Annotated in this window: 1 pseudogene; it reads left to right on the top strand. The window is 47.1% G+C overall.

Features of this window, described 5'->3' with window-relative positions:
• Nucleotides 1–46: 46 nt before the first annotated feature.
• A pseudogene (locus A3738_RS08575) lies at nucleotides 47–830 on the top strand (hypothetical protein); the annotation flags it as partial.

Below are 830 nucleotides of genomic sequence, written 5' to 3'. Positions count from 1 at the left end.
CGTATCAACCTTCGAATGTATTGTTGATCGAGACAAGCACTTTTTCATGGAGATGAACACGCGTATTCAGGTAGAACATCGCGTCACAGAACTCTGCTATAGCTTGCGTTTCACCAACCCTGATAACGAGGAAGAAAGCTTCATCGTGAAGTCTCTCGTCGAAGCGATGGTGCTTTTAGCAACGCATGGCAAACGCCTTCCAAAACCAGAACGTGTTCCACGTTTCAATGCATCAGTCGAAGCACGTTTGAACGCTACCAATGACGCACTAGCACCACATGCTGGGGGCATCATCAAATATTGGTCGGACCCTCTCGAAGGAGAAATTCGTGACGACCAAGGTATTAGTCGGCACAACCCTGATACCAATGTTTTCATGAGCTACCACTTAGCTGGCGCATATGACTCTAATGTTGCGTTGCTACTAACGGTTGGCGATGCACGTCTTGATAGCTATCAGAAAATGGCTGAAACCTTACGCGTAACGAAACTCGAGGGCAAAGATCTATCTACGAACCTTGAGTTCCATTACGGCTTAGTGAATTGGTTTATTGGCAACAATATCAATGCGCGCCCCACTACCCGTTTTATTGTTCCCTACCTCACCGCTGTAGGCCAATTGAAACAGGTTGCCAACGACCTCGACGTTGATCAGGCCTACCAAGCGATCATCAAAAAAGTTCTGAACGAGCAACCAGAGCAGGCAAAAGACATTCAAGCCACCGCTGAACGCAAAGCACTGCTTCTTACACGCGCAGTGAAACAACTGTTTAGCAACCCTCACGTTCTTTCGGGATGGCTAAGCATCCATAAAGACAGCTTTACACAAA

Source organism: Oleiphilus sp. HI0066, from assembly GCF_001635725.1.
The sequence above is the reverse complement of the archived record's forward strand: the minus strand, read 5'-3'. Positions and strand labels throughout refer to the sequence as shown.